The following is a 13988-nucleotide window of genomic DNA, read 5'->3' as shown; positions in this document are numbered from 1 at the left end:
CCCACACCGCATCAGTGATCACTCATCGGACAGACGCATCCGATCAACTGACCAACCCATCAAAGAGACACACGCTAGATCCGGCAGGTGGCTACATGATCCCTTTCCACCGCCATGGCGGGTGACCGGCGCGGCCGCGAAGGCAGTCCACGCGGTACTGGGCTTCTGCCCGCCACTCCTTGTAGGTGGCGGCATGCTGGGCGGCATACGTCGTCATGCGCAGCTGCCGAGCAGCGGACAGGAGCTCATACCCGTCCCACTTTGTGACGTCCGTACCGTACGCGGCGCAGAACTCGGCGTACTCCGGGCGGCTCAAGCTGCCTGTTGTGGTCAGCTTTACCGCGGTTGAGACGAGGTCCCACTCCGGCGGCCCGAGAGACACCCGCTCGAAATCGATCAGCAACGGCCCATCGGTTGTCACCACGACGTTCCCCACCCAGGCGTCCCCGTGCACCACGCATTCCGGCAGCCCCACAGGCCGATCGGCCCATCTGCCTTCCAGGTCGTGCAGCAGGTCCCGCAGCCACTGGCGATCGTCGTCGAACAGGGTCGTGGCAGCGTCGATGCGCTCAGCAACGCGGACAAAAGGGTCCAGGGCACCGAGGTTGAGATGATCGGGTTTCGGCAGCGCATGAAGTCGTTTCAGGAGACCGACGACGTCGGCGATACTGCCATTCTCGTGCGGCGGGAGCTCCTGCCAGAAGGTGACGGGGTGGCCGGCAGCCATGACCGGTTGCACTACGTCGAGCGCTCGCACCGCGGGAACGTCGTTCCTCTCAAGCCAACGTGCCACCCGGACCTCACGGCCGGCTGCGGCCCCCTGGTCTGACCGTGCAATCCGAGCGACCGCCCCGCCGGGCAGTCGCCATATCGCGTTTTCCGCCAGACGGATGGGTTCCGCCCCTACAGGATCGAAGCCGGCCGCCTCGCAGGCCTTTTCGAGCACGGCGCGATCGGAGCGCGTGGCCCTGGTCACGTGGCCACCGTGACGGCGATGCGCTCGCGCAGGTGAACGGCCTCGCTCAGCGTGCGGTGCCTGCCTGCGAAGCGTGCGAGCTCGCGGAGGTCATCGGCGGCTCGGCACGAGGTCAGCTTCCCCACGTCGTCCAGGGCCATGTGCCCCAGTACGACGGCCTCGTGCGGGTCTCCTATAGCCATGCTGAGCGATGCCCACTTTGTACGGGAGATTGCCCGCGAACGGGCAAAAGCCTGCCCATGTCCCTCAACCGCGATTTTGAAGCGTTCGGCTGCTCGACCGGGGTCTTGTCCGGCCCGGACGGCCAGGTCGTACAGCGCGTGGGCTGTGTCGCCGTGATGCTGCGCATGGTCGTAGTACGCCATCCATGGCGGGTCCTGTGAGGGGTCGGACTGCTCGAACGCAGCGTCGGCATCGCCTACGGCCATGAGCGTGTTGCTGACATCGCCCATCTTCCCGAAAGCCCTGGCGCGGGCCGTGTGCAGCATCGCGCGCTCGGTTGCGGTGATCCGGTCTGCGCGCACCAGCCCCTTCTCCGCGTCGGTGAGACCTGTATCCGGGTCGCCTACCCAGATCGCTTGGCGGGCCATGAAACTGTAGGTCTTCGCGCGCAGGTGCCAGTTCTTACCCTCTTCGGCGCATTCCGCTGCGAGGCGGAAGGAGACGCGCGCGTCGTCATGGGCGTAGGCATCGAACTGGCTGGCTCCCACGACGAGCCCCAACCGGGCTACAGCGGAGAGGAGTTGAGGGCAAAGCGACTCCGTGCACTTGACGGGCAGCAAGGTGGCCGCCCAGGCGAGAGACCGGTTGGCGATTTCCGCAACGAGCGCCCCCACCACCGTGGGCGTTGTCCAAGGCATGGATATGGTCGGCCGCACGTTCAAGCAGCGCGATCTCACGTGGGCGGATCACCGTTGGTGTCTCCGGCTCGGTGGTCGGGGTGACGAGGCTGACGAGGTCTACAGGGGCGAGGGCGGCGAGGCCGCCGAGAAGCAGGGCGCGACGGTCCACGGGGCTCAGGCTTTCACTTGAAGGTGTCGAACTACTTCTGCCCAGGATGCGGCCCTCATGGACTTGGACAGGCGCCTCCGCCCCTGCCGGAGTCCTTTTCTCGGAAATCGGGCCCTTCTTATCGGATTCGTCGGGCCGGAAGGCCATCGGCCACGCACGTTCGAACAGACCTCCGCTGTCGAAGACCTCATCCAGAGCTCTGGCGAGGTCGAGCCGACAACTAGGGTACTTTGCCGTCTCGACGGCGTAGATGACATCGTCGCTGACCTGCACCAACTTGCCCAGGGTCTTGGCAGACATCCCGCTGTTCCTGCGAAGCCGTCGTAGTTCTTCACCGAACCACTTCTGCGGTGAAACGCCGGTGGCGGGTTGCTTCTGCGGACGAGGCATAAAAGGCCTCTCTGTCTTCGGAATCCGATAACTGCAGCTCTCGGAACCAGCATCTCCACATTGGCCTTCACACCTGTCTCAATGGTTGCTGGCTGGTTCAACACCAGTACACACCGCAACACGAACCCGTTGGTGAGTTTTCGTAGGACGAGGTGGACTCCCGTGAACGCAGACCTACTGGATGCTTCGCAGACCGTGGCTGATGGGACGCAAGCGCTGACCCGTAGCCGCCCAGGAGTCCTTGAGATAGACCTTCAGCTCACGGCTGCGGCCGTGAAGCCCACCCGCGAAATCGTGATGAGGCACCTCGCCCTCTGGGGCCTGGCCGGATACGAGTGGCAGGTCAGCCTCGCCACGTCCGAGCTCCTCACCAACGCATTCAAGTACGCCCGCCAGCCCGACCAGTCCACCGTGCTCGTGCGGCTCATGCTCTCCCGCACTCCCGGTGGCCTCTTCCTTTGCGTCAGCGACCCTGAGCCAAGGCGCCCCAACCTTCTCCTGGCTGACGACGACCAGGAAGGAGGGCGTGGCATTCCTCTCCTTCGCGCGATCTGTGGCGAGTTCGGGTGCTCCAGCACCGACCGCGGCAAGGACGTGTGGGTGACCTTGGAAACGCCTTAGCTCGCGGTAGAGCCCTGTGACTCCCCTCCCTACGACCGAAGGACTTTCCGAGATGGAACCCGCCGTGGTGACCGCCCCGGTCCTGCGCGAGATCCCCATGGGTCTCCCTGCGGATTCGAGCGCTGCCGCATCAGCCCGCATCCAGGCGGAGACTCTGCTCACCGTTCTGGGCCGGTCTGGTGACCAGAACCTCGCGGTCGACGTGTTGCACACCCTCGTCGACAACGCCGTGCAGCACGCACTCATCCGCGCTGCGGCCGAGCAGCGCTTCGGCACCTGTCTCAGCATCACCGAGACCCGCGAACTGCTGATCGACGTGACGGACCCGAACCCCACATTCCCCCAGTTCGACAAAGCGATCACCGGCGAGGTCGGGAGCGGGCTTTGGGGCATCGTTTGTCAGGGTGCGACGCTCACCTGGTTCGCCAGGGCGGACTTCGCCGGCAAGACCGTCCGCGCCGTACTGCGCCCCAGGCAGGTGGGCTTGTGACGATCTCGGCCGTCTACACCCAGGCGGAGATGATGCGCGCCCTGGACGAGAGCGTAGGTGCGGCCCGGGCGCCTGCCGCCGATATGGCAGATCTCGCCGAGGTGATCCGGGCCTTCCTCGCGGTCGAGGCGCGCAGCGCGGCCCGTGTGCGGCTCGGGGGCGGTCTGTTCGACGTCGTCATCACCCAGCTCGGTCGTGGAGGCTCGGTGCGTGGTGACGGTGATAGATGAGGTCCAGGGCGGGTGCGGCCCTGTGATCGAGGACCCCGAGAATGGCTGGTTGTACTGGCTGGTCCCGCCCGGATCCCGTGCTCGGTGGGCGTGGCACGGTCATGCCGTGTGTCTGGGCCCGCCGCACACGATCACGCTGCCGTCCCCGAGCCGGCGGGCAGCGCCGGGACCGTACTGGCTGAGGGCGCCGACGGGCGACCGGCTCGTCCCCATGGCGCCGCTCTGGGACGCCCTCGCACAGTTTCGCCCCGAGCCGACTCCGCACGCCGCTCTCGCAGCGCGCCTCGGCATCAGCGTCTGAAACTCCGCGCTCGTCGGCGCATGGCATAGGGCACTGGCGAGCGCGGCACCAAGCCCCCCTTTTTTTGAAATCCGCTTGCACCGTGGGTGCCGATGATCGAGGTAGCACTGTGAAAGAGCCAGTAGCGCCGTATGTGACGCCGCGGACGGGAGAGCTCCGATTACCCGTCCAGGTGGTGGTCGCCGTAGCCGGGGTGTCGTACGCCGATCCTGCGCACGATGCCCTGGCGCGCGACGTGGACGGCGTGTTGTGGGAGTTGTGCGCTGGTACGACGACCGGCCGGCCCGACTACGCCGAGCTCCACCCGGGGCGGCAGCGTGAGACGATGGAGAATCTCCGCTGCGCGGGCTGCAACGAGCCAGCGGCCCGCGATGGGCGCGGCATGCTGTGGCTTCTCCCCCTGCTCGACACGGTGACGACGAGTTGGGAAGGCGTGCGGACCGCGATCCCGCCCGTGTGCGAGGCCTGTGCGGAGAAGTCCCCACGTCTGTGCCCCGAACTGCGCGGGGGCCACGTGCAGTTGCGCGTGCGGGAGGCCGAGCCGGTCGGCGTGCGTGGAATGCTCCACCCCCGCCCTGGCGAGCCGGGCGTGCCCGAACCTGGTGCCGTGGTCGGCTACGACTCCCCCGACCTGTCGTTCGTCGTCGCCCGCCATGCCGTGCGTGAGCTGCGCCGCACCACCGTGGTCTCGTTCACCGCGGTCGCACCCACGCAGGGCCTGCGCCGCTACGTGCCGGCACTGAGGGCGGTGGCCCGATGACCCGGAGGCCACCGCAGCTCGCGGTGGTCGGCTCACGGCCGACGCACGGCCAGGCCGAGGCTGAGGCCACTCCGGTCCAGTGGTCGCCAGTATGCGGACACGACTACGGCGCTGAGCGATGGCAGTCAGCCGGCCTGACGGGCGAGCGCCAGCTCGAGCCGGGCCTGGGCCCGGGCGCCACGCGGCTCGACCGCGAGGCCGCGGTGTGGCCGCGGATCACCGACCTGGCCCCGGCTGTGCCGGCCGCCGCCCCCGCCGACAGCCGGTCCACCGCTGTGGGGCCGCCCTCGTAGCCGGTCGAGCTCCGGCTCTGGCCGCACCCCTGCCCACGATCTCCGTGGTGCCCCCGTCTCCCCCAGCAGACGGCCACCACGGTCGCTCCTGATCAAGCTCTGTGGAGGAGAAGTTGACCGCTTTGAAAACACACGTCCCCCTGCGTGCCATCACCTACAACCTGCTACTCGGCGGCCTGCACGCCGGCGACGACACGCGCCTTCGCGCGCAGACGGAGATGCTCGCCCACCTGGGCCCGGACGTCTTGAGTCTCCAGGAGTGCACGGGGTGGACCAACCGCCACCTGCGCCGGCTGGCGGACGAACTGGGAATGGTCCCCGTCGACATGGCGCCCACACGCGTCCGCAGGGCCCCGGGCCCGCCCAACGGCACCACACTGCTGATCCGGCCCTCCAGCGTCCGGGTGATGGACCACTGGATCGTGGGCGAGGGGGTCTTCCACCACGCACTGATCCGCGCCTGGCTCGCCCGGTCGCGGTCGGCGACGACCCCGGCAGCGACTTCACCGCCTTCGCCACCCACTTCAGCTGGTCCTCGGGCGACGCGCGGCTCAACGAAGCCCGCATGCTCACCGACTACGGCGGCCCCTTCCCGGGAGCGCCACGGGGCGCGCTGCTCCTGGGTGATCTCAATACACCGGACCGGGAACCGCCCGACTGGTCGCTCGTCCCGGCGAACCTGCAGTCGCGGTACCGGTTCGTCAAAAGTGACGGGGCCTTCGGCCGTGCGGACCGGCGTGCCGTCCAGGTACTGCTCAAAAGTGGCTGGCAGGACCCGCAGACGGACTTCGGCGACCCGGAGGCCGCGAGTGTCGGATACGCGTACTCCAACGAGCCGGTGCCCTGGCGCCTGGACTACGCCCTGGTCTCCGGCCTGGCGGTGTCCGACTACTTCATCCATGACACGCCTGGGGCCCGGGAGTTGTCGGACCACCTCCCGGTGGTATGCGACGTGATGGTGGGAGCAAGCTCATGACGGACAACGCACACCAGGGCGCGACCGGCAACGGCGCCTTGTCCGGGGCCGCGCACGGACGAGCTGTCCTGGCGGAACGGCTGGCGGATCCGGAGCTGCTCGACCATGCGATCGAGATCCGGCTGGGCGAGGAGGGCATCGACGGCACCTGCCTGGCCGTACCCGTCGGCGGCCGGCGAGTGGCGGGCCGGGTGAGCGTGGCCGGCTGGACCCAGGCCCGACAGGTCCTTCAGGCACTGGCCGGCAAGCCGGGTTTCCCGTACCTGCGAGACGACAGCCACGGCAACGAGATCGACGACCCGTGTCACATCGCGTGGGGCCTGCACACCGGCACCAGGGACGACCACGGCAGACGGATGGCGCAGATGCTGGGCTACCACCCGGCCGGTGTAAACGCGTATGTGACCGAGCAGACCTGGCGAGATGCGCGCGTCCCCGTCACACCGTTGCCGGAGCGCGAGTTGTCCGCACCCGCCGGAGGCCGCGTCTACGACGTGCTCCTCGGCGGCCGGGACAACTACCTGTCAGACCAGCGCCTGGTCGCATCGCTCACCGAACACGACAGGCAGACCCTCAAGACCGCCGCAGCCATCAACCGCGCCCATCAGCCGGCCATCGTGGAAACACTCGCCGCCCGGGGCATCGACCAGTACCTCGACCTGGGATGTGGCCATCCTTTGAGCGACGCCCTGCCGATGGACGACGCCCCCTCCTACGCCGCACTCCATGAACTGGTGGCCCAGTACCGAGGGGGCACCGCGCGCACGGTCTACGTCGACCACGACACGTTCATCTTCGGAAGGGTCCGCCACCGACTCGAGGACGACCCACGCCGTCCCGCGTGGGTGAGCGCCGACATCCGGTACATGCGGCAGTTCCTCGACTCGGGCAGGGTCCAGTACCTCCTCGACTTCAGCCGCCCCATCGCCGTCCTGCTGCATGACGTGCTGCTCTGGATCGACAGCGACGAGACCGTGACGCAGGCCATGACCGTGCTGCGGGAACGGCTGGCGCCGGGCAGTGCCCTGTCCATCACCCACGCCGCCGACTTCGGCGAGGACAACGCGATGTCGCGGTTCATCAACCCGTTCCGCGCAGCCGGGCTCGCCTTCACACCCCGCAGCGCCCACACCATCGGCAAACTGTTCGGGGACTGGTCCCTGGAGAAGCCCGGGCTCGTGCCGACACACCGCTGGCAACTTTCAAGGCGGAGACCGGGCGTGCCTGACGAAGAGGTCGGTTTGCCGCGCCACCACGTGCCGCTCAAACCCGAGCAACAGCCCACCGCGGCCAAGGGGCTGAGAACCGGTACGCCGCTAACGAGTCGATCTGTGAACTCGCCGAGGAGATCGGCCGCTCGTACAGCTTCGCGCACCGAACCCTGGCCGTGGCCGGCGTGGCCTTCCGGCCGCGCAGCGTCAGGGCCAAGCCCCTGATCGCCTGTCCGGTGGCCCCGGATGACGTCCGGCGATCCAATACCGGTTGGTCGCGCCGTCCAGACGATCCAGCGAAAACCCCAAGAGACAGGGAGCTCCGCGTGTTCATCGACATCCCGAGCGAACTCGAAGCCGCTCTGATCGCCCTTCCTCTCCCGCCATAGAGAATGGACGATTCGTTCCTGGCGACGTCCACCATGGAGCGGTATCGGACCGACCTGACGGCCACCCCGCAGTTCGAGGAGACCGCCGTGACGCGGCACCACGCGCTGACCGGAGAGGGCGGCGGGTACGCCGTGCTGCGCCTTGGGAACCTCGCCAAGGAACTGGGCACCGACAACGACCGGTTCCTGCGGATCGCAACGAGCTTCGCAGCCGAGGTGGCGGTCCCCTTCTCCCTCTTCCCCCGGTGGCCTCTCTGGAAGGACATCGGGGTCAAGGCCGACAAGGACCCCGGTAAGTCCAGCGGCATCGGGTACAACGCCTTCCACATGGACCTGGTGAACGCGACCCTGCCACCGGATTTCACCACACTCCTGTGCGTTCGCCCCGACCCGCTCGGCGGCGGCCCCAGCATCCTCTCCGACGCCCACGCGGCGGCGGCGCGTCTGCCGGAGGACTGCCGTGCCTTGCTGACGGAGTCGGCCTACCACTACGGGACCTTCTTCGACCTTTACGGTGTCGGCGAGGAGTACAAGCCGTTCCCGATCCTGGACGGCTCCAACCTGGGCAAAGGGTTCGTCCGGTTCAGCGCCAAGATGCTGGAGCGGTCAAAACTCTGCCCGGCGCACGCCGAAGCCGCGAGGGAACTCGCCGACGAGCTGGTCCGAGGGCAGGTCTCCTTCATACTCCAGCCCGGGGACTACCTCGTCGTGAATCAGCGCCGCTTCCTGCACGGCCGGGAAGCACTCCACAGCGGCCAGGAGACCGTCCCGACCGCCGACCGGCGACTGCTCCTCCAGCTCTTCCTGCGCGCGAAGGCCGACGATGGCCCGGCCATGTAGCCGGCCGACGGCACCGCTGGCTCACCCAGCTCTGCCCCGGCGGCCCTGCGCCCTCGAACTCGCAGCACGGCCGCGGGGCGGGGCCCGGTCGGACGCCTTGGGAAACGGCCGTGCACCGGGCTCGCCGGTTCCGTCCAGGAGGTCAGACGCGGGAGTTGCGCAACGACTGCCACACAGCGCCGGTCAGCGCCACCGTCGCCCGCGGGACCGACAGATGCTCGTGCTCGCGATACAGGGCCCAGTTGTACTGCACGAGGGACAGCTTGTTGGAGGATAGCGAGCCAGCCTGATGGGCCCGGTACACCGCCAGCGGCTCGGCCAAGCCCCGGGCGTCAGCGCCGTGCCGCATGATCGACAGCCAGAGCGCGTAGTCCTGGCGCTTGCGCATCTCCGGCATCAGCCTCATGCCCAAGACGTTGCGGTCGTACATGGCAGTGAGGGCACCGATGTAGTCCCGGAGCAGCATCGCGCGGTAGTCCACGTGTTCCCGTGCGCGGATCACGCGTCCGTTCGGGACCCAGTCGGTGCTCTCGCCGTCGTAGTCGGCGTCCATCTTGTAGTACGAGGTGAACGTCAAGGGCGCGTCACCGTCCGCAGCGAAGGCGAGCTGCTTTTCGGTCTTCTCCGGCAACCACATGTCGTCGGAGTCGAGGAACGCGATGTAATCCCCGCGGGCCCGCTGAATCGCGAGGTTGCGGGCACGGCCCGCGCCGCCCCGCTCGGGTGCCGGCTCCGGCAGGACGCGCTCGTCCTGCTCGGCAAACTCCCGGAGCAGGTCCATGGAGCCGTCGGAGGACTGGTCGTCGGTGACCAGCAGCTCCAGGTCGCTGTGGGTCTGCGTGAGTACCGACCGGACGGCTGCGCCGAGGGTGGCCGCCGAGTTGTAGACGGGCATCACGACAGACACCAGAGGCACAGCGCATCTCCTTGCCAGATCAGGAATGACGGTCCATTCAAGCACCGCAACCGAGTAGGAGCTGACATGCAGATAGTCGTCGCTGGTCAGGGATACGTGGGGCTCCCGCTGGCCGTACGCGCGGCGGAGGTGGGACACCGCGTGATCGGCTACGACGTGGACGCCCATCGGATCGATCAGCTCACAGCCGGCCATTCCTACGTCGAGGACGTGACCTCCGCGCGGCTGCGCGCCGTGCTGGACTCCGGCGGCTACTGGGCGACCACCGATACTGCTGCGCTGGCCGGCTACGACATCGCGGTGATCACTGTGCCGACCCCGCTGCGGGATGGCGTGCCTGACCTTTCCTACATCGAGAACTGCACGCGGACCCTGGGTGCGTGTCTTCGCCCCGGTGCGACCGTGGTCCTGGAGTCGACGACCTACCCCGGCTGCACCGAGGAACTGATGGTTCCGATCCTGGAGAAGGCGTCATGCCTGCGGGCCGGGGAGGACTTCCTGGCCGGATTCAGTCCCGAGCGCATCGCTCCGGGAAACAAGCGGTTCTCGTTCGACGGGACACCGAAGGTGGTGGCCGGGATCGACGCCAAGTCTCTCGACGTGATCAGGGGCTTCTACGACAGCATCTTCCAAACCACGGTCCCGGTGTCCGGGCCCAAGGTCGCCGAGCTGGCGAAGCTGCTGGAGAACACCTTCCGGTTGGTCAACATCTCGCTCGTGAACGAGCTGGCGACGCTGGCGGCGCCCCTCGGCGTTAATGTCTGGGAGGCGATCAATGCCGCCGCGACCAAGCCCTTCGGCTTCACGCGGTTCACCCCGGGGCCGGGAGCCGGCGGGCACTGCCTGCCCGTCGATCCGCTGTTCCTCTCATGGAAGATCGAGCAGGAGCTGGGGATCCCCTTCCGGTTCGTGGACCTCGCCGACGACGTGAACCGGCATATGCCCGATTATGTCGTCCAGCGGATCGTGGACGGCCTCGGCAAGCGCGGTCTGCCCGTTGAGGGATCCCGCATTCTGCTGCTCGGCCTGACCTACAAGTACAACGCCACCGATCTGCGTATCTCCCCTTCAGCTCGGGTCGCCGAGCTCCTCATCGGCCTTGGTGCCGAGGTCCGCGGCGCCGACCCGAACGTCCCGGAGAGCGACACCAGGAAGCTGAACGTGCCCCTGGTCGATGCGAACCCGCAGGAGGTAGCAGCCGCTGACGCCGTGGTGCTCCTCATGGATCACACACTGTTCGATCTCTCAATGATCGAAATAAACGCGCCGTACGTGCTCGATTGCCGCAATCGCCTGTCCGGCGTAAACGTCGAGACCTTGTAAAGCTCCCCAGTTCCCCCGGCCACCAACTGACGTCGACCCCAGGAGTTCCCTTGCGCGACGAATGGGAGCACGCCCACACGGACTACACCAAGCCCGCGCAGCGCCCGGCTCCTGCCTCACTGGCCGAGAGCGAGGGCGACTGACGCCGCTACCTGAAAGGTGACACCCCCAACGGGTGGCTGATCCAGCACAACGCGATGGCCGAAACGCTCCTCAGCGGCAGGCCGATGTACTTGCTGCACGTCACCAAGGACATCGCCGCCATCCGCACCAGCGGAGAACTGCACGTCTCCACCGGATGCCTGGTCGGAGCCCTGTACTGCTCCCCCTTGGCCCATCGGCGCGAAGGACTGTACCCGCACAACCTCGGCGCCTACCTGATGCGGACAAAGCCCAACACCACACCCATGATCTTCGAGGTCACCCCGGACGCTCCCATACCCACCAAGGGCGTGGACTACCTGCATCTCGGCGCCATCCACCTGCGCTACCAGAACTTCCTCAGCCCGGCTGAGAACGACCATCTCAACCACGTCCTGATGGCCGGTCTGCGCGCCGCGGCCGCCGAGTTCATCGACCAGCTGGCTGCCGCCGTGCCCGCCGTGCCGTTCCTCGGCTACCTCTACTTCGAGGTGCTGTCCGAGTACCTCATGCTTCACTCCGCAACCCCGGAGACCAAGACCTACGCCCAGAACGGGGAGCTGAACAACTGGCTGTACAAGAGGATCGCGTTCGCCGCCGTGGACGGCATACACCAGCTGTTCGACCTCGCCCGCTTCCATCCGCGCCACCAGCAGCTCGTCCAGCTCGTCGACAGCGTGGAACCGTCGCTCGCCCCAGGGGTCGCCGAGTATGTGCGGCAACGGCTGTCCCACCTGTTCGCCCGGACCGCACTGCACCCGTCCCAGGACGCGGCATCGGTCGCCTTCCAAGGCGCCGATCTCGGCACGCTCCAGCAAGTCGCGCCGGGACTGATCGGCCAGATGATCTTCCGCGAGATCCGATACATGCCGCGCTACCAGCAGCTCTATCACTGCTTCGAAAAGGCCAAGGCGCTGGAGGCATGGGACTACTGGAACCACGAGGGCATTCCCACGCCCTTCAACGGCATCCTTCCAAAGGGCGAGATCGGGGTACACCCCGTCTACCCCCGGTCAGCGGTCAGCGGTCAGCGGCTGGATCGCCAAGCGCGACAGCAAAGGCTTCCTGCATCCGGCTCAGGAGATCACCGCCGTCTTCACACCGCACCTGGCGTCGTGGTGGGCACCACCTCATCACCACGGGCGCAAGACCACCGCCGCCCCACGGGCCACAGCCCCGTGCTCGCTCCCCGCCCACCGGCCATCCATCAAGGGGATCTCCGCATGAGCGCCAAACCCCTGACCATCGTCACCGGCATCAACCGCGCTTCCGAGCCTTCGTCCGGGAGCCTGATCCTCGTCCACGACCTTTACCGCGCCATGCCCGGCACTCACTCGACCTTCCTCGGCAGGGCACCAGTCGATCAGGCGTGGAAGGCCGCGTTCGATCACCTGATCCCCCTCTCCGCGACAAAGCGCCCCCAGGGCCCCGGCTTCAACCACTACGTTGACGAACTGACCCAAGAGGTCGGGGCACTCATCGAGCAGCTCCGGCCGGACGCCATCCACGCCCAGTACGTCGGGTTCGCACTCAGCCTGGCCCTCAGCCGAAGCGCCGGCACTATTCCGATCATCGCCATCGCCCACGGCCCAGAGGTGATGGCGGCCGAGCACAGCCCAGCGGAACACGACGCCATGAACGAGGTCGCCGCCGCCAGCACCACGATCGTCACCCCGACCTCCGACCTCGCCAGCCAGATCGATCGCCTCACCGGACGCCGGTTCACCGATCGCATCACCGTCATCCCGTGGGGCATCCGTCTGACCGATGCCCAGGTACGCGATCAGCCGCCCGCGGGGGCCGGGCCCCTGTCTCTGGTGCACGCCGGTCGCCTTGACGACAACAAGTCCACGATCACGGCCGTCGAAGCCCTCGCTCTCACCGATCAGCCCCACTGTCTGACTGTGATCGGCAAAGGGCCCCTGCGGGAACATCTGCAACAAAGAGCTGTCCAACTCGGCTTGCAGGACCGGGTCAAGTTCGATCCGTTCCTGCCCCGCACGGAACTGTGGCGCCGTTTACCGGACTTCGATGCCTTCGTTTCCACAACCAGAGGTCTGGAAGCTTTCGGGCTCGTCCTCATTGAGGCCCAAGCCCACGGACTTCCGGTTGCCTACTCCGATCTTCCCGGCGCGAGGGAGATCCTCGGGAACACTGGCGTCCCCTTCACTCCTGGCGACCCGCGCTCGCTGGCCATAGCCCTAGACGAAATGGGCCGGGACCTTCACCGGCGTAAGGCCCTGGCCAAGGCGGCTCTTCATAACGCGCGCCGATACGACATCACTACCACGGGCCGCCAACTTCGCGAACTGACGCTCCGAGCCACCTCACGCCACTTCCGGCCGGTTGTGAACCAGGGATCATCCCCGCGGGCGCGGGGAGCAGGCTTTCTGACCTGCGGCTTTATCGCTCCGCAGACGCGTTTTCGTGGACTTTTACAGTTTCCGGCAAAAGCACCATATCGCCCCTCTTCCCCCTGCCTTGGCAGCAAGCAAGCATCGTAATGGGACCGACGGCGACGAACCGCCACCTTGCGCCGCTGGCGTCCGCTGACGTTGCCGTCAACTACTGCCGTCAGACACCGCACAGGCCCCACCGGAAGGTTCCGGCAGGGCCTGCAGTTCGCTATCGCTCACAACGCGATCACGGGCAGAGAGCCAACCTCACTCCCCCTCTGGGCACCAAGACCCCCAGTGGAAGAATTCCAGCTGCCATTCACCGCCACCCTCAGACTCGATCGTTTCTGTCGCATTCTGAAGATGCCACGACGTGTTGACGAACAGGCGCAAATCCCGACCTGCAAGAACATCCGAGTTCAGAAGCCCCACGATCAATCGGCGCGGCTTCTCCTGGAACTCGGCAGACAGCAAGTCGAAGAATCCATCCCAGCCACCACGAAAGTAGCCCGGGAAGTCAAGCTCTCGCCCAACAGCTAGAGAGGCGTCACGCTCGGATTGAAAGCGTGAGGCATCGACGCATCGGACCTCGAATCCCTGACCCTCTACGCAACGCCTGACCTCGTCTCGGCCCGCCTCTGGAAGCAGATAGGGCGGGGCAGACAGCCCTGGAATGACGCTAGAGATCGGTCGCCACTGCACGTTTCCTCAACCTTTCGCCAAC

14 protein-coding genes and 2 pseudogenes are annotated in these 13988 nt (G+C 67.0%); 11 read left to right on the top strand and 5 right to left on the bottom strand.

Features of this window, described 5'->3' with window-relative positions:
* Positions 1 to 91: 91 nt before the first annotated feature.
* From AB0N90_RS30725 to AB0N90_RS30715, 3 genes and pseudogenes are all read right to left on the bottom strand, one after another.
* Positions 92 to 976, bottom strand: a complete 885-nt coding sequence (locus AB0N90_RS30725; RefSeq protein ID WP_365202139.1) for an aminoglycoside phosphotransferase family protein — start codon at positions 974 to 976, stop codon at positions 92 to 94.
* Positions 973 to 1836: a hypothetical protein gene (locus tag AB0N90_RS30720; protein ID WP_365202336.1), complete on the bottom strand. Its 864-nt coding sequence runs from the start codon at positions 1834 to 1836 to the stop codon at positions 973 to 975. The genes AB0N90_RS30725 and AB0N90_RS30720 overlap by 4 nt, the downstream gene beginning before the upstream one ends.
* A gap of 388 nt (positions 1837 to 2224) precedes the next feature.
* A pseudogene (locus AB0N90_RS30715) lies at positions 2225 to 2287 on the bottom strand (hypothetical protein); the annotation flags it as partial.
* Positions 2288 to 2539: 252 nt separating this feature from the next.
* Between AB0N90_RS30715 and AB0N90_RS30710 the strand changes: the two are divergent.
* The 9 genes and pseudogenes from AB0N90_RS30710 to AB0N90_RS30670 all read left to right on the top strand — a co-directional run bounded on the left by AB0N90_RS30710 (position 2540) and on the right by AB0N90_RS30670 (position 8488).
* Positions 2540 to 2998: an ATP-binding protein gene (locus AB0N90_RS30710; protein WP_365202138.1), complete on the top strand. Its 459-nt coding sequence runs from the start codon at positions 2540 to 2542 to the stop codon at positions 2996 to 2998.
* 52 nt (positions 2999 to 3050) lie between these two features.
* Complete coding sequence (locus tag AB0N90_RS30705) at positions 3051 to 3488, top strand: hypothetical protein (RefSeq protein ID WP_365202137.1); 438 nt, start codon at positions 3051 to 3053, stop codon at positions 3486 to 3488.
* Positions 3485 to 3718 (top strand): hypothetical protein, encoded by a 234-nt coding sequence (locus AB0N90_RS30700; RefSeq protein ID WP_365202135.1) that lies wholly within the window; start codon positions 3485 to 3487, stop codon positions 3716 to 3718. The genes AB0N90_RS30705 and AB0N90_RS30700 overlap by 4 nt, the downstream gene beginning before the upstream one ends.
* A 410-nt stretch (positions 3719 to 4128) precedes the next feature.
* The gene (locus AB0N90_RS30695) at positions 4129 to 4779 is read left to right on the top strand and encodes a hypothetical protein (protein ID WP_365202133.1); all 651 of its coding nucleotides are present in this window, start codon (positions 4129 to 4131) and stop codon (positions 4777 to 4779) included.
* Between the two features lie 394 nt (positions 4780 to 5173).
* Positions 5174 to 5539, top strand: a pseudogene (locus tag AB0N90_RS30690) (endonuclease/exonuclease/phosphatase family protein); the annotation flags it as partial.
* A 98-nt stretch (positions 5540 to 5637) separates the two neighbouring features.
* Entirely contained in the window at positions 5638 to 6048 is a 411-nt protein-coding gene (locus tag AB0N90_RS30685; RefSeq protein ID WP_365202334.1) for an endonuclease/exonuclease/phosphatase family protein, read from the top strand.
* Positions 6045 to 7484, top strand: a complete 1440-nt coding sequence (locus tag AB0N90_RS30680; RefSeq protein ID WP_365202131.1) for a DUF6302 family protein — start codon at positions 6045 to 6047, stop codon at positions 7482 to 7484. The genes AB0N90_RS30685 and AB0N90_RS30680 overlap by 4 nt, the downstream gene beginning before the upstream one ends.
* On the top strand, positions 7376 to 7648 hold the full coding sequence (locus AB0N90_RS30675) for a hypothetical protein (protein ID WP_365202323.1): 273 nt from the start codon (positions 7376 to 7378) through the stop codon (positions 7646 to 7648). Before AB0N90_RS30680 ends, AB0N90_RS30675 begins: the two co-directional genes overlap by 109 nt.
* Positions 7649 to 7651: 3 nt before the next feature.
* A complete protein-coding gene (locus AB0N90_RS30670) occupies positions 7652 to 8488 on the top strand; it encodes a TauD/TfdA family dioxygenase (RefSeq protein ID WP_365202129.1) in 837 nt (278 codons plus the stop codon).
* Between the two features lie 142 nt (positions 8489 to 8630).
* Here the strand turns inward: AB0N90_RS30670 and AB0N90_RS30665 are convergent, their stop codons facing one another.
* Positions 8631 to 9404, bottom strand: coding sequence for a glycosyltransferase family 2 protein (locus tag AB0N90_RS30665; protein ID WP_365202127.1), 774 nt, complete (start codon positions 9402 to 9404; stop codon positions 8631 to 8633).
* Between the two features lie 66 nt (positions 9405 to 9470).
* Between AB0N90_RS30665 and AB0N90_RS30660 the strand changes: the two genes are divergently transcribed.
* Together AB0N90_RS30660 and AB0N90_RS30655 are read left to right on the top strand one after the other, a co-directional pair.
* Positions 9471 to 10727: a nucleotide sugar dehydrogenase gene (locus AB0N90_RS30660; protein ID WP_365202125.1), complete on the top strand. Its 1257-nt coding sequence runs from the start codon at positions 9471 to 9473 to the stop codon at positions 10725 to 10727.
* 197 nt (positions 10728 to 10924) lie between these two features.
* A complete protein-coding gene (locus tag AB0N90_RS30655) occupies positions 10925 to 13372 on the top strand; it encodes a glycosyltransferase family 4 protein (RefSeq protein ID WP_365202123.1) in 2448 nt (815 codons plus the stop codon).
* Positions 13373 to 13531: 159 nt separating this feature from the next.
* Here AB0N90_RS30655 and AB0N90_RS30650 read toward each other — a convergent pair whose 3' ends face one another.
* Positions 13532 to 13966, bottom strand: coding sequence for a barstar family protein (locus tag AB0N90_RS30650; protein WP_365202121.1), 435 nt, complete (start codon positions 13964 to 13966; stop codon positions 13532 to 13534).
* Between the last annotated feature and the right edge of the window lie 22 nt (positions 13967 to 13988).

This window comes from Streptomyces sp. NPDC093018, from assembly GCF_040684035.1.
Classification (GTDB): Bacteria; Actinomycetota; Actinomycetes; order Streptomycetales; family Streptomycetaceae; genus Streptomyces; species Streptomyces murinus.
The sequence above is the reverse complement of the archived record's forward strand: the minus strand, read 5'-3'. Positions and strand labels throughout refer to the sequence as shown.